20 protein-coding genes and 1 other annotated feature are annotated in these 19,393 nt (G+C 53.3%); of the genes, 15 read left to right on the forward strand and 5 right to left on the reverse strand.

Annotated features, from left to right (window positions below; genetic code table 11):
* Positions 1–33: 33 nt before the first annotated feature.
* From AB1I67_RS06340 to AB1I67_RS06380, 9 genes are all read left to right on the forward strand, one after another.
* Positions 34–537, forward strand: a complete 504-nt coding sequence (locus AB1I67_RS06340) for a dCMP deaminase family protein (protein ID WP_367028961.1) — start codon at positions 34–36, stop codon at positions 535–537.
* Positions 538–540: 3 nt separating this feature from the next.
* Positions 541–2,388, forward strand: coding sequence for a B12-binding domain-containing radical SAM protein (locus AB1I67_RS06345; protein WP_367028962.1), 1,848 nt, complete (start codon positions 541–543; stop codon positions 2,386–2,388).
* Positions 2,389–2,422: 34 nt separating this feature from the next.
* The gene (nth, locus tag AB1I67_RS06350) at positions 2,423–3,076 is read left to right on the forward strand and encodes an endonuclease III (RefSeq protein ID WP_367028963.1); all 654 of its coding nucleotides are present in this window, start codon (positions 2,423–2,425) and stop codon (positions 3,074–3,076) included.
* A gap of 77 nt (positions 3,077–3,153) precedes the next feature.
* On the forward strand, positions 3,154–3,888 hold the full coding sequence (locus AB1I67_RS06355) for a 3'-5' exonuclease (RefSeq protein WP_367028964.1): 735 nt from the start codon (positions 3,154–3,156) through the stop codon (positions 3,886–3,888).
* Between the two features lie 168 nt (positions 3,889–4,056).
* A complete protein-coding gene (locus AB1I67_RS06360; RefSeq protein ID WP_367028965.1) occupies positions 4,057–5,685 on the forward strand; it encodes a VanW family protein in 1,629 nt (542 codons plus the stop codon).
* A complete protein-coding gene (locus tag AB1I67_RS06365; protein WP_367028966.1) occupies positions 5,682–6,275 on the forward strand; it encodes an AIR synthase-related protein in 594 nt (197 codons plus the stop codon). The genes AB1I67_RS06360 and AB1I67_RS06365 overlap by 4 nt, the downstream gene beginning before the upstream one ends.
* Positions 6,276–6,417: 142 nt before the next feature.
* Entirely contained in the window at positions 6,418–6,900 is a 483-nt protein-coding gene (locus tag AB1I67_RS06370; RefSeq protein ID WP_367028967.1) for an Lrp/AsnC family transcriptional regulator, read from the forward strand.
* Positions 6,897–8,069 (forward strand): aminotransferase class I/II-fold pyridoxal phosphate-dependent enzyme, encoded by a 1,173-nt coding sequence (locus tag AB1I67_RS06375; RefSeq protein WP_367028968.1) that lies wholly within the window; start codon positions 6,897–6,899, stop codon positions 8,067–8,069. The genes AB1I67_RS06370 and AB1I67_RS06375 overlap by 4 nt, the downstream gene beginning before the upstream one ends.
* Positions 8,070–8,209: 140 nt before the next feature.
* Entirely contained in the window at positions 8,210–8,704 is a 495-nt protein-coding gene (locus AB1I67_RS06380; RefSeq protein WP_367028969.1) for a tRNA (cytidine(34)-2'-O)-methyltransferase, read from the forward strand.
* 271 nt (positions 8,705–8,975) lie between these two features.
* Here the strand turns inward: AB1I67_RS06380 and AB1I67_RS06385 are convergent, their stop codons facing one another.
* The 5 genes from AB1I67_RS06385 to AB1I67_RS06405 all read right to left on the reverse strand — a co-directional run bounded on the left by AB1I67_RS06385 (position 8,976) and on the right by AB1I67_RS06405 (position 11,814).
* Entirely contained in the window at positions 8,976–9,185 is a 210-nt protein-coding gene (locus tag AB1I67_RS06385; protein ID WP_367029167.1) for a hypothetical protein, read from the reverse strand.
* Positions 9,186–9,321: 136 nt separating this feature from the next.
* The gene (locus AB1I67_RS06390; RefSeq protein WP_367028970.1) at positions 9,322–10,254 is read right to left on the reverse strand and encodes a bile acid:sodium symporter family protein; all 933 of its coding nucleotides are present in this window, start codon (positions 10,252–10,254) and stop codon (positions 9,322–9,324) included.
* A 109-nt stretch (positions 10,255–10,363) separates the two neighbouring features.
* Positions 10,364–10,613: a binding site (T-box leader), on the reverse strand.
* 64 nt (positions 10,614–10,677) lie between these two features.
* Positions 10,678–11,283, reverse strand: coding sequence for a manganese catalase family protein (locus AB1I67_RS06395; RefSeq protein ID WP_367028971.1), 606 nt, complete (start codon positions 11,281–11,283; stop codon positions 10,678–10,680).
* Entirely contained in the window at positions 11,283–11,585 is a 303-nt protein-coding gene (locus AB1I67_RS06400) for a spore coat protein CotJB (protein ID WP_367028972.1), read from the reverse strand. The genes AB1I67_RS06395 and AB1I67_RS06400 overlap by 1 nt, the downstream gene beginning before the upstream one ends.
* Positions 11,578–11,814: a spore coat associated protein CotJA gene (locus AB1I67_RS06405; RefSeq protein ID WP_367028973.1), complete on the reverse strand. Its 237-nt coding sequence runs from the start codon at positions 11,812–11,814 to the stop codon at positions 11,578–11,580. Before AB1I67_RS06405 ends, AB1I67_RS06400 begins: the two co-directional genes overlap by 8 nt.
* Before the next feature lie 257 nt (positions 11,815–12,071).
* Here AB1I67_RS06405 and AB1I67_RS06410 point away from each other — a divergent pair, with 257 nt between their 5' ends.
* From AB1I67_RS06410 to AB1I67_RS06435, 6 genes are all read left to right on the forward strand, one after another.
* Positions 12,072–13,097 (forward strand): C4-dicarboxylate TRAP transporter substrate-binding protein, encoded by a 1,026-nt coding sequence (locus AB1I67_RS06410; protein WP_367028974.1) that lies wholly within the window; start codon positions 12,072–12,074, stop codon positions 13,095–13,097.
* Between the two features lie 15 nt (positions 13,098–13,112).
* On the forward strand, positions 13,113–13,601 hold the full coding sequence (locus AB1I67_RS06415) for a TRAP transporter small permease (RefSeq protein ID WP_367028975.1): 489 nt from the start codon (positions 13,113–13,115) through the stop codon (positions 13,599–13,601).
* A complete protein-coding gene (locus AB1I67_RS06420; RefSeq protein ID WP_367028976.1) occupies positions 13,602–14,891 on the forward strand; it encodes a TRAP transporter large permease in 1,290 nt (429 codons plus the stop codon). It begins immediately after the preceding gene.
* 145 nt (positions 14,892–15,036) lie between these two features.
* Positions 15,037–16,029 carry an ABC transporter substrate-binding protein gene (locus AB1I67_RS06425; protein WP_367028977.1) on the forward strand — a complete coding sequence of 331 codons (993 nt, stop codon included), beginning with the start codon at positions 15,037–15,039 and terminating at the stop codon, positions 16,027–16,029.
* Entirely contained in the window at positions 16,019–17,860 is a 1,842-nt protein-coding gene (locus tag AB1I67_RS06430; protein ID WP_367028978.1) for a sensor histidine kinase, read from the forward strand. The genes AB1I67_RS06425 and AB1I67_RS06430 overlap by 11 nt, the downstream gene beginning before the upstream one ends.
* Positions 17,841–19,361 carry a response regulator gene (locus AB1I67_RS06435; protein ID WP_367028979.1) on the forward strand — a complete coding sequence of 507 codons (1,521 nt, stop codon included), beginning with the start codon at positions 17,841–17,843 and terminating at the stop codon, positions 19,359–19,361. The genes AB1I67_RS06430 and AB1I67_RS06435 overlap by 20 nt, the downstream gene beginning before the upstream one ends.
* Positions 19,362–19,393 lie beyond the last annotated feature (32 nt).

A 19,393-nucleotide genomic window follows, 5' to 3' on the forward strand; every position in this document is an offset into this window, starting at 1 on the left:
AGCGTTAATAACTGTTTGAAAAGGAGGCGCAGGATGTCTGAGACAACAAATAAGAGAGTGGATTATATTTCCTGGGACGAGTATTTTATGGGCGTGGCGGACATGTCCGGCAGACGGTCCAAAGACCCCAATACCCAGGTGGGGGCGTGCATTGTCAGCCAGGACAACAAGATCATGTCCATGGGCTATAATGGATTTCCAAAAGGCTGTTCGGATGATGAATTTCCCTGGGGCAAGGAGGCTGAGACTACGGACCCGTACAGCGCCAAGTATCTGTACGTGACCCACAGCGAGCTTAACGCTATCTTGAATTACCGGGGCGGAAGCCTGGAGGGGAGCAAGCTGTATGTGACCCTGTTTCCCTGCAACGAGTGCGCCAAGGCCATCATTCAGGCCGGGATCAAGACGATCATATATAAAGAAGATAAATATCCCGATTCCCCGTCTGTGAGGGCGTCCAAGCGGATGCTGAATTCTGCGGGAGTGCGGTATTACCAGTATGAGAAAACAGGCAGAAAGATAGAGATAGATGTGTAAACGATGAAATTTTTGTTAGTGGCGGTCAACGCGAAATATATTCACTCCAATCCGGGAGTGTACAGTTTAAAAACATATGCGCAGTGCAGCCAGGGAGACCCGGATCCGGAAGGAACGGGCCTCCCTTGTGTGCATGTAGAGATAGCGGAGTATACGATTAATAACCAGATGGAGCGGATCCTGGAGGATATCTATCTTAGAAAACCGGATATGGTGGGGATCTCCTGTTATATCTGGAATGTGACCTATGCGCTTGATCTGGCCCGCGACCTTCACAAGGTCCTGCCGGATACGGATATCTGGCTGGGGGGACCGGAGGTGTCCTTCGATGCGCCGGATCTGCTTGCGCGGGAGCCGGAGGTATTCGGGGTGATGAAAGGCGAGGGCGAGGAGACCTTCGCCGGGCTTTTGGAGTGCTATGAGGCGCTGGGAATGAGTGTGCGGGAATGGGCGGCTGTACGCGGGAACAGTGTGCCGGGAATGACAGAGGTGGGGCAGCGCTTCTTAAAAGGCCTTGAACAGATAGATGGCCTGACCTGGCGCAACCCGGACGGCACAATATCCGACCGACCGGTTCACCCGGTGATGGATATGAGCCGGATACCGTTTCTCTATCAAGATATGGAAGGCTTTGAAAACCGGATCGTGTACTATGAGAGCAGCCGCGGATGTCCGTTTTCATGCAGCTACTGCCTGTCCTCCATCGATAAGTCGGTGCGGTTCCGGGATCTGGAGCTGGTGAAGAAGGAGCTTGCATTTTTCCTGGAGCGGCAGGTCCCCCAGGTAAAGTTTGTGGACCGGACATTCAACTGCAAAAAGAGCCATGCCATGGAAATCTGGAGTTATATCCTGGAGCATGACAACGGCGTGACCAATTTCCATTTTGAGATCGCGGCAGATCTGCTGGATGAAGATGCGCTGGAGCTGATCGGCAGGATGCGGCCGGGGCTGATCCAGCTGGAGATCGGTGTGCAGAGCACCAACCCGGATACGATCCGGGAGATACACCGGAAAATGGATCTGGAAGAAGTGCGGCGGATCACGGCACGGATCAATGCGGGGCATAATGTACATCAGCACCTGGATCTGATCGCAGGACTGCCTTTCGAGGATTATGAAAGCTTCCGGCGTTCTTTTAACGACGTATATGCCATGGAACCGGATCAGCTGCAGCTTGGATTTTTGAAGGTGTTAAAAGGCTCTCATATGTATGAGATGGCGGAGCAGTACGGGCTGGTTTACAGGACTCTGCCGCCCTATGAGGTGCTGTCCACCAGATGGCTTTCCTACGGAGATGTGCTGAAACTGAAAGGGATTGAGGACATGGTGGAGGTCTACTATAACAGCGGGCAGTTCACCGGGACCTTAAAACTGCTGGTCCAGGAGTTTGAAGATGCATTTGCCATGTTTGAAGCCCTGGCTGCGTATTATTCAGAGCATGGGCTGGCCGGGCTCAATCACAGCCGGCTGGCAAGGTATGAGATCCTGCATGATCTGATCTGCAAAATCGCAGCAGGGAAGTGCAGGGAAGTGGTTCCTTTGAGGGCCCATCCCCTTTGTGAGTACGAGGACGCTCTGATGTGTGACCTGTACCTGCGGGAAAATGTAAAGAGCAGACCATCCTTTGCGCCGGACCAGAGTCCATTTAAGAACCAGATCCGTGTGATGGCGCCGGAGTTTCGAAGCCTTGGCACGCAGATCCACGTGGAGGTGCTGCAGTCAGGACAGATGCTGCTTTTCGATTACCGCCGGAAGGACCCTTTGAACCGAAATGCAGCGGTAACAGGGCTGGGACAGACGGCCAGCATGCCGGAGGGAAAGAATGGAAGCGGCAGTCCAGGCACCAGATGATCAGTATATAGAAGAGATTCGACGGAGGAATGATATGGCAAAACGTGAGACAAAAGCCCAGCGGGACGCCCGGGTCAGCCGGATCCTGGCGGCGCTTGACAAAGAATATGGAACAGAATACCGTTGTTATTTAAATCATGAGACGCCGTGGCAGCTTCTGATCGCGGTCATCATGAGCGCCCAGTGCACGGATGCGCGGGTAAACATTGTGACGGCCGATCTGTTCCGCAAATATGACACCCTGGAGAAATTTGCGCAGGCTGATATAAAGGAGCTGGAAAAGGACATCCACTCCACGGGTTTTTATCACATGAAGGCAAAGAATATCATTGCCTGCTGCAAAGCGCTGGTGGAGCAGTATGGCGGCGAGGTGCCGCGCACCATGGAGGAGCTGACCGCCCTGGCAGGAGTGGGGCGCAAGACAGCCAACGTGATCCGGGGGAATATTTACAATGAACCGAGCATCGTGGTGGATACCCATGTAAAACGCATATCCAGGAAGCTTGGCCTGGCAAAATCGGAAGACCCGGAAAAGATAGAATATGAACTGATGAAGGTGCTGCCGAAGGACCACTGGATCCTGTGGAATATCCATATCATCACGCTGGGGCGGACGGTCTGTGTAGCGCGGAGCCCCAAATGTTCACAGTGCTTCCTGAGAGAAGAATGTCCGTCGGCGGAAGCCTGAATCAGGGAAACGGGTGAAAAGAGCGGGGAAAGCGGTTGGAAATCCAGGTGAAAAACAGATGGAAAAGGTAAGAGAACATGGAAACTGATGTGAATGCGAAAATAGCGGCACAGGCTTATGTGGCGGTGGATCTAGAGACGACCGGCCTGGATCCGAAGCGGGACAGGATCATTGAGATCGGAGCAGTACGGGTGGAGAATGGCCGTGAGACGGCGCAGTTTCATACCATGATCAATCCACACAGGGAGCTTGCGGAGCGGATCACGGAGCTGACCGGGATCTCCGGGGATATGGTGGAGGATGCGCCTGATATTGGGGATATCCTGTCACAGTTTCTGGATTTTTGTGGAAAACTTCCGCTGCTGGGGCATCATGTGATATTTGACTATAGCTTTTTGAAACGGGCGGCGGTCAATCTGGGGATGGAGTTTGAGCGGGAGGGGATCGATACCCTGAAGCTCTGCCGCAGATTCATGCCGGAGGAAGAGCGGAAGAATCTTGCAGCAGCATGTGCCTTTTACGGGATTGAGCGGGAAACGGCCCACCGGGCGTTGTCGGATGCAAGGGACGCAAACGGGCTTTATCAGAAGCTGTTTTTGACCTATGGAGAGTCAGAACCGGAGGCATTTATCCCCAAACCGCTGATCTACAAGGCAAAAAGGGAGCAGCCGGCGTCGAAAAAGCAAAAAGAGGACTTGCGGTATTTACTAAAATATCATAAAATAGATTTACCTGTGCAGATTGATTATCTGAGCCGGAATGAGATATCCCGGATCAAGGATAAGATCATCTCACAGTATGGAAGAATCTAAAAACAGCAAACAGATTAAAAAGAGGTGAATTTCATTATGATGAACATGCATAATAATAAGGGTAGAAGAATTTTCGCAGCAATTGTGATTGTAGTCCTGGTGCTTGCTATGGTAGTGCCGGTTGTATTGTCTGCAATGGTCTAGGGAAGGGATACGAGGAGCCTGATTATGAAAAAGTGGAACATACTGGGCGGCATGGCGGTGATGACCATGGCCATGCTTGCGGCAACACCGGTATATGCAAAAGAGACGACCATACCGGAGGGAATCTTTGTGGGAGATTTCAGCCTTGGCGGGATGACAGAGGAAGAAGCCGGCAAGGAGATTCAGAATTATGTGAATGATATGGCAGACCGTAAGGTTACGCTGGACATCGACGGGGAGCTTGCAGAAACTACTGCAAAGGCCCTGGGATTTGCGTGGAGCAATTTAGACGCGGTGTCGGAAGCGGCAGAGCATGCAGTAGGAGGGAATCTGATCCAGCAGTATATGGGGCTGAAGGACCTGGAAAAGGAACCGGTGCATATTCCGTTGGAGACTTCGGTGGATGAAGCAAAGGTAGAGGCTTTCATCAGTAAGAAGTGCGAAGGGCTGATGGCAGAACCTCAGAATGCCGCTATCACCCGTGTGGACGGCGCTTTCCAGATCACTCCGGGAGTCAGCGGCAAGGTGGTGGATATCGCAGCTACCGGCAAAGCGATCAATGAAGCCCTGGAGGAGCCGGATACGGACGCCCTGACTGTAAAGGCAGTTGTGGCAGTCAAGGAGCCGGATATCACAGAGGAGCAGCTTTCCACGATCAGCGATGTGCTGGGAACGTGCTCCACGGATTTCAGCAGCAGCGGCGCTTCCCGGTCCAAGAACCTTGCCAACGGCGCGGGGAAGATCAACGGACATGTGCTGATGCCGGGAGAGACCCTGTCGGGTTACGAGTGCATGCACCCGTTCACTACGGCGAACGGCTACTACACGGCTGCGGCTTATGAAAACGGACAGGTGGTAGACAGCGTGGGCGGCGGAGTATGCCAGATCGCGACTACCCTGTACAATGCGGCGCTCCGGGCGGAGATGGAGATCACCCAGCGTCAGAACCACTCCATGATCGTCACCTATGTGAAGCCGTCCATGGATGCGGCGATCGCAGGTACTTACAAGGATATCAAGATTACGAACAATTACAGCACTCCGATCTATGTGGAGGGCTATACCGAGGGCAGGACCCTTACCTTTACGATCTATGGCAAGGAGACCCGCCCGGCCAACCGGAAAGTAGAGTATATTTCTGAGACGTTGAGCGTATATGATCCGGGAGCGCCGGAGCAGAGGGTGGACAATTCACTGCCGCCGGGAGCCAGCCGTCGTGTGCAGTCAGCGCACAGAGGGATGAAGTCCAGGCTGTGGAAGGTTGTGACCGTGGACGGCGTGGAGACAGAGCGCACTCTGCTCCATACGGATACCTACAATGCGTCCAAAGCGATCGTGCTTGTAGGGCCGACAGCCGCTCCTGCGCAGCCGGCAGAAACTCCGGCAGCAGTCCAGCCTGAACAGACCGCTCCGGTTCCAACGGAACCGGCAGTAGTGGAAGGGATCAATGGAGGCCCTGGCGTGACAGCCCCGGCTCCAGCCCCGACTGAGGCAGCCGCTCCGGTACAGACCGAAGCCGCGCCTCCGGCTCCGGCACCAGAGGCTCGCAGCGCCCGCCCCGGCTCCAGAAGCGCCGGCGCCCGCTCCGGAAGCTCCGGCTCCGGATGCACCTGCGGCATAAAGCAGCATAAAGATGGAGATACAAATGTATGATGCGGAAAATTGAACGTGAGAACTCCGGCGGCCTGCGGGCTGGTCAGGATCTGGTGGTGGCCGGTTTTGCAGGACAGATGGGGAGCGCTATTATCGCAGCCGCAAAGAGGCAGGAGCTCCTTGCGTGGTTTTCCGCCGAATACCTGGATACGATAGAACCGGCAGATTACATCAGTGGCGAAGGGCAGCGGCGGGGGCTGGAGTTCTGGTCCGCTTTTGGCGCTGCGGAATGTGAACCGGTGGGGGAAGGCGGGATACTTACCGCGATCTGGAACCTGACGGGAGCATATGAGACCGGCGTGGCATTTTCCCTGCGAAAGATTCCGGTCAGGCAGGAGACCATAGAGATCTGCGAACGATTTGAACTGAATCCGTACAGGCTCTACAGCCCGGGATGTTATCTGCTGACAGCGGAGAACGGCGGACAGTTGGCAGACAAGCTGGCAGAGCAGCAGATCCCGGCCCAGGTCATTGGAAAAGTGAACCACGGTATCGCGCGGGAGATGAAGGTGCAGGACGACTGGGGGTTCCTGGAGCGTCCGCAGCCTGACGAGATCTACAAAGTAATACCGGATTTCCAGGTCAGGTAGCACAAAGATGGTCCTGGAGCTCCGGACATAATAAGAATGAAGTGGCTTCCCACCGGGAAGTCATTATCATATATTAAATGTAACGGTTCAGGGCGCCATTTTCTTGACCGGTTACTATAAAATAACGAGGAGGCAATCTATTATGAGAGAGAAAATTTTGGCAGTTATCGAAAAGAACAGCAGAATCGACATCCATGACCTGGCGATTCTTTTAGGGGAAAGTGAAGCCGCGGTCGCCAACGAGATTGCCGACATGGAAAAAGAGCATATCATCTGTGGCTACCATACCCTGATCAACTGGGACAACACCAGCGAGGAAAAGGTAAACGCTCTGATCGAGGTCAAGGTCACCCCTCAGCGCGGCATGGGATTTGACAAGCTGGCGGAACGGATCTACCAGTACAGTGAGGTGAATTCCCTGTACCTGATGGCAGGAGCATTTGATTTCATGGTCATCATTGAGGGCAAGACCATGCGCCAGGTGGCTCAGTTCGTCTCCGACAGGCTGGCTCCGCTGGATTCTGTTTTAAGCACGGCAACCCATTTTGTTTTAAAAAAATATAAGGACCACGGCACTGTTTTAAGCGACGAGATCCAGGATGAAAGGATGCTGATTACACCGTGAGAAATCCATTAAGTGATAAGATCGTTGCGATTCCGCCGTCCGGGATCCGCAAATTTTTTGATATTGTAAGTGAGATGAAGGATGCAATCTCCCTGGGCGTAGGCGAGCCGGATTTTGACACGCCCTGGCATATCCGGGAGGAGGGCATCTATTCCCTGGAAAAAGGGCGTACCTTCTATACGTCCAATGCGGGGCTTAAGGAATTAAAAGTTGAGATACATAATTATCTGCGCCGCAGGTGTGATGTGACCTATGATGCGGATACGGAGATCATGGTGACAGTGGGCGGCAGCGAAGCCATAGATATCGCTATGAGGGCTATGATCAACCCTGGGGATGAGGTATTGATCCCCCAGCCCAGCTATGTATCCTATCTGCCCTGCGCAGTGCTGGCAGACGGCGTACCGGTGGTGATCGAGCTGGAGGAGAAGGACCAGTTCCGCCTGACCCCGGAAAAACTTCTGGAGAAATTGACTCCCAAGTCCAAGATCCTGGTGCTCCCATTTCCAAACAACCCTACTGGAGCGATCATGGAGCGCGAAGATCTGGAAAAGATCGCAAAGATCGTGGAGGAACGTGATCTGTTTGTGATCTCCGATGAGATTTACGCGGAACTGACCTATGGAGCGGAGAAGCATGTATCGATCGCGTCTCTTCCTGGTATGAAGGAGCGGACAGTCCTGATCAACGGATTTTCCAAGGCCTATGCTATGACCGGCTGGCGGCTGGGTTATGCCTGTGCGCCGAGCGCGATCTTGAGCCAGATGCTCAAGATCCACCAGTATGCGATCATGTGTGCGCCGACTACCAGCCAGTATGCGGCGGTGAGCGCGCTGCGTGACGGTGACGCCGATGTGCAGCATATGCGGGAGTCCTACGACCAGAGGCGCCGTTATCTGATCCATGCTTTTGAGGAGATGGGGCTGGAGTGCTTTGAACCGTTGGGGGCATTTTACATGTTCCCCAGCATTAAGCGGTTTGGGATGACTTCAGACGAATTTGCAACCCGTCTTTTACAGGAGGAGAAGGTTGCTGTAGTTCCTGGTACGGCTTTTGGCGATTCTGGAGAAGGGTATCTGCGCGTGTCCTATGCGTATTCTTTAAAGAGCTTAAAGGAAGCTTTGGGAAGGATCGAACGATTTGTGAACCGGCTGGATGGGAAAGCATAGAGATTCAGGGGTTTTAAAGAAAGAATGAGTACTGCCCGGTACGGCGCGTTTTACAGCGGCGTGTGCCGGGCGGTTTTATTGATGAATGGTTATATTATGGAGAACTGTCATATTATGAAGAATTGCGGAGGTTATCTGAGATGAATGTTGTTTTATACGAGCCGGAAATGCCGCTCAATACAGGCAATATCGGCCGCACCTGTGTGGCGACCAACACCAGGCTGCATTTGATCGAGCCGTTGGGTTTTAAGCTGAATGAAAAGGCGATTCACCGGGCTGGGCTGGATTACTGGGACAAGCTGGATGTGACGGTCTATAGTGACTTCGGGGATTTCCTGCAGAGGAATCCAGGGGCAAAGATCTATATGGCGACTACCAAAGCGCCGAAGGTGTATACGGAGGCTTCCTATGAACCGGATTGCTATCTGATGTTCGGCAAGGAGAGCGCGGGCATTCCGGAGGAGATCCTGGTAGAGCACAAGGAGGACTGCGTGCGGATCCCCATGTGGGGGGATATCCGGTCGTTGAATCTGGCGAACTCCGTGGCGATTGTGTTGTATGAAGCGCTGAGGCAGAATGGGTTTGAGAAGATGAGGCTGGAGGGGCATCTGCACAGGCTGGAGTGGAAGGATTGATCACAGTTCAGCGCGGGGGAGTTGGTTGGAGGGCGGGAGCTCGGGGCTGAACTGTAATTGATTAGCAGTAGGTGAGAAAATTTTACAGCAAAACATTGTAAAAGGGGGTTGAATTTTAAGTTGGCATATGCTAATATATAAATAGTTAGCAGCAACTAACTACATGTGAATATTCTATACATTTCAAATGCCAGATCCATCTGACCCGTGGAACGGCAAAAAGACTCAACTCCTATGAAAAACCGCCCTGTCTCGCAAACAGGGCGGTTTTTTATAGTAAATAATTGTTTTTACGATTTGCAGCAATAAAATCAATCAGTTTGTATGTTGCGTATCCGCCAATAACCAACGGTTCCCTATCGCAAAGTTCTTTTGCTTCCTCCCGGCTTTCCACTTTCAAGATATACATACCTGCTACTCCTGGATACCCTTTAAACACACCACAGATTTCCAGTTTGCCTTCATCATCCAAATTTCTTATGTTTGCAACATGTTATATCCCGAAAAATTAATCCATCGCATTGCGCATGAATGGGAGCTTCTACTTGTTTCATAAGTGTGATAGTCAGGCAGCAAGTGGTCTGACATGGTGGATTAGGTCAATATGACTAGACTGATCAGTTCTTCTCCGCCATAAAGTTCGCAAAGATAGCTCCCGAGATATTATGCCATACGCTGAACACTGCGCCCGGAATCGTAGCCAGCGGATATTGGGCGAAATGGGTGGCTGCCAGGGAGGTGGCAAGGCCGGAGTTCTGCATGCCGACCTCGATTGCCACGGCCTTGCATTTTGCCATATCCAGCTTGAGGGCCTTGCCGACGAAGAAGCCCAGGCCGTAACCACAGCAGTTGTGCAGGATCACAACCAGAACGATCAGAAGGCCGCTGGTCATGATCTTGGCGGAGTTGGCGGAAACCACGGCCGCGACGATGGCTACAATGGCGGTAACGGAAACTAACGGCAGGACTTTGACAACCTTCTGGGTGATCTCAGAGAAGAAGCGGTTGATCAGGCAGCCCAGGACGATCGGGATGATGACCACCTTTACGATGGATAAAAACATGCTCATCATATTGACATCCACAGTCTGTCCCGCAAATATGTAGGTCAAAAGCGGCGTGAGGAACGGCGCCAGGATCGTGGATACTCCGGTCATTCCCACCGACAGTGCCACGTCGCCTTTTGCCAGGTACGTCATGACGTTGGAGGAGGTCCCGCCGGGGCAGGTTCCTACCAGGATAACGCCCACAGCCAGCTCCGCCGGGAGGCGGAACAGTTTGGTCAGCAGAAACGCCAAAAGCGGCATGATGGTGAACTGGGCCAGGCAGCCGACGATCACGTCCTTCGGCCTGCTGAATACGATCTTAAAATCATTGGCCCGCAGGGTCAGGCCCATGCCGAACATAACGATGCCCAGCAGAGTGTTGACATAGCTGGTCTTGATAAAGCTGACGCTGCCCGGAGCAAACAGGGCAAGTGCGGCGATCACCAGAACGATGGCGGCCATGTACTTTCCTACTAAATCACTGAGTTTTTCTAAGAACTTCATAAAAACTTCCTCCTTTTACATACCATTTTCCCAAAACCGCCAGCGCAGGTGAATGAAAATGTATCTTTAAAGAACTAAAAAAGTCCTTTGCCTCTACTTCCCAATAGAGACAAAGGACTGAAATTCCTCTGCGGTACCACTCTGATTGCCATGAAACCATGGCCACTCACAATCATCTGACAATGATCAACATGATAACGGCTGTTACCCGTTCCGGCTTACACAGATGGCATATACACCAACCTTCACCCGGACTGCTTTACAAGTGATCTTCCTGCAGGTTCCGCTGCCATGTTCCACCGCGCCATGGCTCTCTGTAAACTTTCCCGACAGTACTTTTCCTGTTTAAACGCATTTGGCTGTGCGATTTTCTGTTATCATAACTCTGAATCTGACCGATGTCAAGCAAAATTATTTAACACGTTACTTCATTGCTTTGTCAAATTCAGGGTTGAAATAATAGAAGTTTTTGGCATCCATGGTGGATTTGATCTTTTCCAGCGCCTCCCCAAAACGCTGGAAATGGACTACCTCCCGGGCGCGCAGGAACTTGAGCGGTTCCCGGACTTCCGGATTTTCGATGATGCGGATCAAGTTGTCGTAGGTGGTGCGGGCCTTCTGCTCTGCGGCAAGGTCCTCATGCAGGTCCGTGATCGCGTCGCCCTTGGACTGGAATTCACAGGCGTTAAAAGGCACGCCTGCCGCCGCCGTAGGCCAGAGGGCGGTGGTGTGATCCACATAGTAGGCGTCAAAGCCTGCGGTTTTGGCCTCCTCCGGGGTCAGGTTCTTGGTAAGCTGGTAGACCATGGCGCAGATGATCTCAAGGTGCGCCAGTTCCTCCGTTCCGATATCCGTTAAAAGTCCGCCCACTTCCTTACATGGCATGGTGTAGCGCTGGGAAAGATAACGCATGGAAGCAGCCAGCTCGCCGTCGGGTCCGCCGAACTGAGAGATGATGAGCGATGCTGTTTTGGGGCAGGTCTGTGTGATGTTGACCGGGAACTGCAGCCGTTTTTCATAAGTCCACATTATAAAGCACCTCCTTGGTTGTCCCAGGGAAGCGGTCCGTCGGACCAGGTAAAATGCTTTTGCCCCGGGTATTTGCAGTGACTGTCGGTTTCGTTGTTGGTATCGGGACATACGCAGTCCACGGTCAGCGGCTCAAACTGGCGGGCAAACTGTTCCATAAGCTGTTTGCGCTGTGCCTTCGCCTGGCTGAAATTGTCCAGGGCGTCCGTATCGAGCGGATGGGTGTCCAGATAAAGGGTTAAGTCATTTACCACAAAGCTGATCTCCTGGATCTGCTGTAGAAGCTGTGCGCGGTCAGCCATGATGGGCACCTCCTTTTTGTCCTGCCTTACAGGAACAGGCTTCGGGAATATTGGCGGAACCGTCCGCAGTAACATAGAACGGTTTGTCAAGCGCCGGGAAAATGGTACCCTGTTTCAGGGCTTTTTCCGGGGCGTAGGGTGTCTCCCAGGGCTGCAGGGGGACGGTTGAAATGGCGAGAACCAGGCCGGCTTCCGCTGACGGGACCGGATGACAGTTGCAGGTTTGCATAGTTTACACTCCTTTCAGAAAACATTTTTTGTTCTTTTTTATTATGAGCTTAAGAGGGAAACTTAAGCTGAAGGAATACTGTAAGAAAAGGCAGAAATACGACATAACTAGAAAAAATTTATAAAAATTGGGATAAAGCAGAACCATTTAAAATGAAATTGAAAGAAAACAGGATGAGAGTGAATTTACAAAAACGCGGCATTCCGATTATAATAAGCTCAATTCAAGAGAAAACCAAGTTTACAGGAGGGAATGTGATGAAAAGAGCATTGGCGCTGGCGCTGGTCTGCGTGACTGCTGTTTCACTTGCGGGCTCCGACCAGTCCGGAGGCGGGGCAGAGCAGGCAGAGGCGGAGGCCGGGAAGAAAGTCAGGATCATGATCGGTTATGAGAACAATCCGGGGGAGCCGATCGATATGGCCTGCCAGGAATGGAAACGTCTGGTGGAGGAAAAGAGCGGGGGTACGATGCGGGTGGATCTTTACCCGTCCAGCCAGTTGGGAAGCAAAGACAACATTATCGACCAGGCAGTGAATGGCGACTGTGTGGTGACCCTGGCGAACGGCCCGTTTTTCCAGGACCGGGGTGTACAGGACTTCGGTGTCCTGTTCGCGCCGTATCTGTTTGAGGGCTGGGAGGATGTGGAAAAAGTAGTGGACAGCCAGTGGTTTGAGGGAAAGGCTGAGGAGCTGGAACAGAATGTGGGCCTGAAGATCCTGACTACCTGGAGATATGGCATCCGCCATACCATAACAAAAAAGCCGGTCAATGAGGTCGGCGATTTAAAAGGTAAGAAAATCCGTGTGCCGAACCAGACGATCCTGATCAAGGTATTTGAATCCCTGGGAGCCACACCGACGCCCATGGCTATGAGCGATATCTATACGGCGCTTCAGCAGGGAACCATCGACGGGGCGGAGAACCCTCTGCCGGTCATCTTAAACGGGGCGTATCAGGAGGTGGCTAAGAACCTGGTGCTGGATGCCCATACATATGATATGACATGCTGGATCATGGGCGCTGATTTCTTCAACACGCTGACGGCAGAACAGCAGCAGATCCTGATGGAGTGCGGCGATGAGGCCGGGGTGTTTAACAGCGAGCAGATCGAAAAAGCGGATGAGGAGGCTCTTTTGGCGCTGAAATCGGCCGGAGTCAAGGTCAGCGGGCTGACGCCGGAGGATTTTAAAGAGGCGGGAGAGCGGTTTTATGAAGACCCGGAGATCAAAGCCATGTGGTCGGAGGGCCTGATCGACGAGATCAAAGCCATCATCAACGAGTAGAAGAAGGGGATAGTTATGAAAACGGAAAATAAAGTTTTAGGGATCCTGTGCAATCTGGATACGCTGATTGCCAGTGCGGCCCTGGTACTGCTGGTGGGGGTTACCTTTTTTGGGGTAATCATGCGCTATTGCTTTGGGGAACCGTTTGTGTGGCAGGAAGAGGTGCAGCTGGCGCTGATCATCTGGGTGGTGTTCCTGGGCGGACGCTTTGCTTTTGTGTGCGGAAACCATGCCGCCATCGATGTGATCGTGGAGATGTTTCCGAAAAAAATCCAGGATGTTGTGAGCGTTCTGATCGCAGTGGTGTCAGTGACCGTGCTCTGCTATGTGGGATACCAGGGCATCCGCTATATCATGCAGATGGTCCGGTACAGCCGGGTGACCAATATCCTTAAGATACCCTACAGCCTGATCTATATGCCGCTGCCGGTTGGCTGCGTGACCATGGCTGTCCAGACCTGCATCAATACATACCGGGAGCTGACCGGGAAGGAGGAAGCATAGATGGAGACCAGTATTATCCTGATTTCAACTGCCATACTGTTAGTTTTGCTGTTTCTCAAGGTACCGGTGTTCATTTCCATCCTGTCCGGTTCCATGACCTACTTTTTTCTGTCGGGCGGCCCGTTTACCAAGATCCTGGGCCAGAGGGTGTTAGCCGGTGTGGAGAGCATCCCGCTGCTGGCGATCCCGTTTTTTATCTGCGCAGGCGTGTTTATGAACTATTCTGGAGTTACCAGGCGGGTCATGGGCTTTTGCAATGTCATGACCGGCAGGATGACCGGGGGACTGGCCCAGGTGAATGTACTTTTGTCAACGCTGATGGGCGGCCTTTCGGGAAGCAACCTGGCTGATGCGGCAATGGAAGCGAAGATGCTGGTGCCGGAGATGGAGCGCCACGGCTATTCCAAAGAATTTTCCACCGTAGTTACGGCCATGTCGTCCATGATCACGCCGCTGATCCCGCCGGGGATCGCCATGATCCTTTATGGCTCCATTGCCAATATTTCTATCGGCAAGCTGTTTATCGCAGGGATCGGGCCGGGCGTACTGCTGTGTGTGGCGATGATGATCCTGGTGCATTTCGTGTCAAAGAAACGGGGCTATGCGCCTATGCGCACGGAGAAGCTTACCATGAAGGAGGCAAGGCCGGAGATCGTCCGCGCATTCCTGCCGCTGTGCCTGCCGGTCATCATCATCGGCGGGATCCGTCTGGGTATCTTCACACCTACAGAGGCCGGAGCGGTGGCGATCGTTTATTCCCTGGCGCTGGGCATTGCGTATAAGGAGCTGAAGCTGTCGGATGTGGGGACCGGACTGAAAGAGACGGTGGCGACCACTGCTTCGATCATGCTGATCGTGGGCGGCGCTTCCGCGTTTGCCTGGATCCTGACCAGGGAACAGATCCCGCAGCATTTCACGGAGCTGGTGCTTGGCACCATCCATAATAAGTATCTGTTCCTGTTTGTTATCATTATGTTCCTGATCATAGTGGGAATGTTCATTGAGGGCAACGCGGCCCTGATCGTGCTGGTGCCGCTCCTGGCTCCGGTTGCGGAGGCTTACGGCATCGACCAGATCCATTTTGCAATGGTGTATATCTTTACCATGGCATGCGGCGGTGTGACTCCGCCCATGGGGGCGCTGATCTTTGTGACCTGCGGCATTACCAAATGTAAGATCAAGGAGTTCATAGTGGAGTCCATACCATTTTATATCATGCTGTTTATCTGTATGCTCTTGATGGCTTATGTGCCGGTGTTCTCTACCGGGCTGGTCAATCTGTTCTACTAATTGAAACAATAGCAAAAAGACCCGTGCAGCGCTGTGTCCCGAAGGAAAGACACAGCGGCGCGGGTTTTCTGCATGAAAACAGGGTGTGGAAACAGGGGGTTCCATCTGATATAATAATAGGCAGACAAAGAATGGGGGAAACGGCATGAAACGGAAGATCATGGCGGTATGCATGGTGGTCATTGCGGTGTGCAGTGTACTTTTGTGGAAGGAAAACCAGGCCGGGCGTCCGGTAAAGGCGCAGGAGGCAAAAGGGCTTAGGGTGGCTCTGTCCCAGGCGGAGCCGATGACACCCTGGAAGACCGCCCAGATCAACAGTTTTCTAGACGCGGCGAGAGCGCAGGGGATAGAGCTGATCTACCATGAACCGGAGGAGGAGACGCTTTCGTGGCAGCTTGAGGATATCCGCAGACTGTTTGACGAGGGGATCGATTATCTGGTGCTGATGCCGATCGTCCGCAGCGGATATGAGGAGGCGCTTATGGAAGCGAGAGAGCGGGGCGTCCATGTCATTCTGGCGGAGCAGGAAGTAGAGCTGGAGCCGGAGCGCCGGAAGGAGGATTATTACCTGACCTACGTGGCGCCGGATTATTTTAAGGAGGGGGAGCTGTGCGCGGATATCCTGTCGGAGCATTTTGGGATCCAGCCGTGCAATACCATGGTGATCCAGGGGGACAAGGAATCCACCATGTCGCGGGAACGTTACATGGGATTTATGCATGGTGTGAGAGTCCACTCAAATATGTATATTTCGAAACGGGTGGAGAGCAACGGGAACCGTCTGACGGCGCAGAAAGCGACAGAGCTTACTGTGGCGGACCAGGAGATTGATTTTAATGCGGTGTTTGCACCAAGTGATGAGGATGGCCTGGGGGCACTGCAGGCGCTTAAGCTGGCGGATGTACAGCCGGGGCGGGATGTGGCGCTGGTGTCGATCGGCGGGATCCAGGATGTGGTGAAGGCGATCATTACGGAAGAATATCTTGCCACCGTGAAAAGCAGCCCGGACTATGGCCGGGTGGTCCTGGATCTGGTGAGACGGCATGACGCAGGCGAGGTCCTGGAGCGGAGGGTTGTCATCGCAAACCAGATATATACTATAGAAAATGCAGAGGTGGCGTTTGAAAATGCGTATTAGGCAAAGACTGTTCAGGGTGTTTGAAGATATGGGCCATTGGAAGCTGCGGGAGAAAATGATCCTGTATTTTGCCGCCTCAGCGTCGGGGATCGTGATCCTGTTTGGGCTTATCCATTATTATATGACCTCCACAAAGATCCTCAATGAGACCAGGCAGACAATGACACGGATGGTACAGAATGCCTGCAGTGATGTGAATGAACTGTTCTTTCAGACCTATCAGGTCTGCGGGGCGATGAACGACAATCTGAACATGCAGGAGCTGATCCGAAAGGATTTCTCCACCAGGAAGGAGCGGTTCTCCTATGATCTGCAGGGGAGCATGGAGCTGATGATGCTTCCCTACTACAACAAGGATATCGACGGGGTGTATGTGCTGGGGGATAACGGCGGCAGATATAAGAGCAGCTCGGCGTCTTTCCTTCTGACCGACCCGCGGGAAACGACCTGGTACCGGATCATCCATGCGACCGCAAAGCCTCAGTGGTTTGCTCCCCATGAGAATTCCTATGTGGTGCGGACGCCTTACAGGTCCTATGTTTCCATGGGCATACCGTTTATCGACAAGGCGACCGGAAGGACGAAAGGCGTGGTGCTGGCGGAGATAGAGACCGGGAAGCTGGCTGAGATCGCCGGACGGGCGGTGAGCGGCAGCGGGACGGTCTTTCTGATGGATGAGCGGAACCGGATGATAGATCTGGCCGCGCAGTCCGGCGGGCAGATGGGGACTGCAGATCCAGAGGAGCTTGCGGCAGCCAGGCAGATGGTGGAGGACAACTCGGGGGAGATCCCGGAATATGGGATCTCCCATGTGCTGGAGAATAAAAAACAACTGGTTGTATATCAGACCCTGAACCAGACGGACTGGAAGGTGGTCGGGGTCATCCCGAAGGCGGCGATCGCAAAGTCGGTAGAGTATATCAAGATCCTGATGATCCTTTTGCTGGCGGTGGCCGTGATGGGGTCTCTGGCCCTGGCGGAGTTTTTGGCGGATTCCGTGACCCGTCCGGTGGACCGGCTGGTGAAGGCGATGGAATCGGTCTGCGGCGGGGATCTTGACGTGACGGTGGAGACGGAGCGGAAGGATGAGATCGGGATCCTGTATCATTCCTTCAACCATATGGTGGGAGAGATGAAGCACTTGATCCAGGCTATTTATGAGGAACAGGGCAAACTGCGCAGAGAGGAGTTAAAAGCGCTCCAGGCGCAGATCAATCCGCATTTTCTGTACAATACGCTGGACTCCATCATCTGGTCGCTGCGGATGGAGCAGGTGGAGGATAGTATTGAGATGCTGGAGGCCCTTACGGATTTCTTCAAGATCAGCCTGAGCAGGGGACAGGATATCATCACGATCGAAGCGGAAGTGAAGCATATCAGCAGTTATCTGAGCATCCAGCACCGGCGCTACAGTGAGAAGTTCGACTACGACATCAATGTGGAGCCAAAGCTTCTTGCCTGCAAAACGCCGAAGCTGATCCTGCAGCCGGTGGTGGAGAACGCCATTTATCACGGCCTGAAGTTAAAGGAGGGCAAGGGATACCTCTATATCCACATTTTTGAAAAAGGGGATGAGATCCTGATGCAGGTGGAGGATACCGGGCTTGGTATGCCGGAGGAGACAGTGGACCGGCTGAACCGGGAATTTGCAGAGATTTCTTCTGGACAGCAGGGAACCGGATATGGGGTGCGCAACGTAAATGATAAGCTGAAGATCGTATTTGGAAAGGATTGCGGCGTGCAGATCGAGTCGTCCGAGGGAGAAGGGACGATCGTGACGCTGCATATCCGGAAAGATGGGGAACGGTTTTATGAGAGCAATTATCTGTGATGATGATGAGATCATACGAAAAGGGCTGTGTTCGGTCGTGGACTGGGAGAGCCTGGGCGTGGAGATCGCAGGCACGGCCGGGGACGGGAAGGAGGGGCTGCGGCTTTTGAGGGAACAGAAGCCGGACCTGCTTTTGTCGGATATCCGTATGCCCTATGTAGATGGCCTGGGGCTGATCCAGGAAGGCAGGAAGCTGAATCCGGAGCTGATGGTCATTGTGTTCAGCGGTTATGACGATTTCGCCTATGTGCGGAAGGCGCTGCAGCTGGGCGTACAGGACTACCTGACCAAGCCCATCGATATGGAGGAGCTTACCCGCCTGGTCATTTCCTGTGTCCGGCAGTTTGGCGATGCGGTGCGGGATTCTTTTGAGGAGAAGGAGAACCTGCTGCGCAAGCTGCTGGTGTATGAAGATTATGAAGACGCCCGTATCCGGGAGATGGAGACGGAAGCCTGTCAGGTTGTGATCCTGGAATCAGAGGAGGCAGCTGGAGATATGGGCGGTCTTGCGAAGGAGCTGCGCAGGCAGGGGATCTATGTGCTGGTGCAGAAGGAACGGCGCTTTGAGCTGGCAGTTGTGGCCCAGTCCGGGATGCAGGTGCAGATGAGGTGCAGTTATGGGATTGAAACGGTGCGGAAACGTTTTGAAAAGGACGGCGTTGCGCTGGTCAGCGCCGTGAGCAGCATAGGAACCGGGATCCGCAGCCTGGGACGCTGCTATGAGGAGGCGAAGGAGGCCCTGAAGCTGAAATACGTAAAAGGCTACAACCAGGATCTGTCCTATGAGGAGCTTAAGCGCTTCCGCGGGCAAAAGGCGGAGCCGGAGGCGGGAGATGCAGCCATGCTGTTTAACACAGATCTGATCGATGCGGTCCGGCGGGGTGATCCGGACTGTCTGGGGGCCTGTATGGACGAGCTGGAACAACGGCTGGAGAAGATGGGGCTGGACTCGTTTCTCTATATGCAGTTCATGGTGGGAAACTTATACAGCAGTATTTTAAAGGAGCTGGACCGGATCGGCATCCGTGCGGAGCTGGTGTTTGAGAATCCTGTGGATGAGTACAGGAAGCTGATCGAATGTGAGACCATACAAAAGGCGCTGGGCGTTCTGAGAGGGAATTTAAGCAGAATCTGTGAGTATGTAGGGAGGCAGAAGGCAGGAGCTTATCCCGCCCCAATATATAAAGCATTGCAGTATATCGGCAGCCATTACAACTGCCCGTCCCTCAGCCAGGAGGAGGTGGCGGCGGAAGCGGGGCTCAGCGGGGGACGGTTCAGCACGCTGTTCAAGGCGGAACTGGGCTGCACATTCACGGATTATCTGCTGCAGGTGCGGATGGAGCGGGCGAAGGAGCTGATGAAGAACCCGAATATGAAGATCTACGAGGCAGCCATGATGGCAGGATATGAGAATATCCCCTATTTCAGTACGGCATTTAAAAAATACACGGGCATGTCGCCCTCGGAATACCGAAGCAGCGGACAGAAAACAAAGGCGTAAAAGGAAACGGCAGAACCGGGAGGCCGGAACGG

It is taken from the genome of Clostridium sp. AN503, from assembly GCF_040719375.1.
In the GTDB taxonomy this organism is placed as follows: Bacteria; Bacillota; Clostridia; order Lachnospirales; family Lachnospiraceae; genus Brotaphodocola.

What these genes read in the sequence shown, in the direction of transcription:
- AB1I67_RS06340 (WP_367028961.1), top strand. Translation starts at nt 34, where the DNA reads ATGTCTGAGACAACAAATAAGAGAGTGGATTATATTTCCTGGGACGAG.
- AB1I67_RS06345 (WP_367028962.1), top strand. Translation starts at nt 541, where the DNA reads ATGAAATTTTTGTTAGTGGCGGTCAACGCGAAATATATTCACTCCAAT.
- nth (WP_367028963.1), top strand. Translation starts at nt 2,423, where the DNA reads ATGGCAAAACGTGAGACAAAAGCCCAGCGGGACGCCCGGGTCAGCCGG.
- AB1I67_RS06355 (WP_367028964.1), top strand. Translation starts at nt 3,154, where the DNA reads ATGGAAACTGATGTGAATGCGAAAATAGCGGCACAGGCTTATGTGGCG.
- AB1I67_RS06360 (WP_367028965.1), top strand. Translation starts at nt 4,057, where the DNA reads ATGAAAAAGTGGAACATACTGGGCGGCATGGCGGTGATGACCATGGCC.
- AB1I67_RS06365 (WP_367028966.1), top strand. Translation starts at nt 5,682, where the DNA reads ATGATGCGGAAAATTGAACGTGAGAACTCCGGCGGCCTGCGGGCTGGT.
- AB1I67_RS06370 (WP_367028967.1), top strand. Translation starts at nt 6,418, where the DNA reads ATGAGAGAGAAAATTTTGGCAGTTATCGAAAAGAACAGCAGAATCGAC.
- AB1I67_RS06380 (WP_367028969.1), top strand. Translation starts at nt 8,210, where the DNA reads ATGAATGTTGTTTTATACGAGCCGGAAATGCCGCTCAATACAGGCAAT.
- AB1I67_RS06390 (WP_367028970.1), bottom strand. Translation starts at nt 10,254, where the DNA reads ATGAAGTTCTTAGAAAAACTCAGTGATTTAGTAGGAAAGTACATGGCC.
- AB1I67_RS06395 (WP_367028971.1), bottom strand. Translation starts at nt 11,283, where the DNA reads ATGTGGACTTATGAAAAACGGCTGCAGTTCCCGGTCAACATCACACAG.
- AB1I67_RS06400 (WP_367028972.1), bottom strand. Translation starts at nt 11,585, where the DNA reads ATGGCTGACCGCGCACAGCTTCTACAGCAGATCCAGGAGATCAGCTTT.
- AB1I67_RS06405 (WP_367028973.1), bottom strand. Translation starts at nt 11,814, where the DNA reads ATGCAAACCTGCAACTGTCATCCGGTCCCGTCAGCGGAAGCCGGCCTG.
- AB1I67_RS06410 (WP_367028974.1), top strand. Translation starts at nt 12,072, where the DNA reads ATGAAAAGAGCATTGGCGCTGGCGCTGGTCTGCGTGACTGCTGTTTCA.
- AB1I67_RS06415 (WP_367028975.1), top strand. Translation starts at nt 13,113, where the DNA reads ATGAAAACGGAAAATAAAGTTTTAGGGATCCTGTGCAATCTGGATACG.
- AB1I67_RS06420 (WP_367028976.1), top strand. Translation starts at nt 13,602, where the DNA reads ATGGAGACCAGTATTATCCTGATTTCAACTGCCATACTGTTAGTTTTG.
- AB1I67_RS06425 (WP_367028977.1), top strand. Translation starts at nt 15,037, where the DNA reads ATGAAACGGAAGATCATGGCGGTATGCATGGTGGTCATTGCGGTGTGC.
- AB1I67_RS06430 (WP_367028978.1), top strand. Translation starts at nt 16,019, where the DNA reads ATGCGTATTAGGCAAAGACTGTTCAGGGTGTTTGAAGATATGGGCCAT.
- AB1I67_RS06435 (WP_367028979.1), top strand. Translation starts at nt 17,841, where the DNA reads ATGAGAGCAATTATCTGTGATGATGATGAGATCATACGAAAAGGGCTG.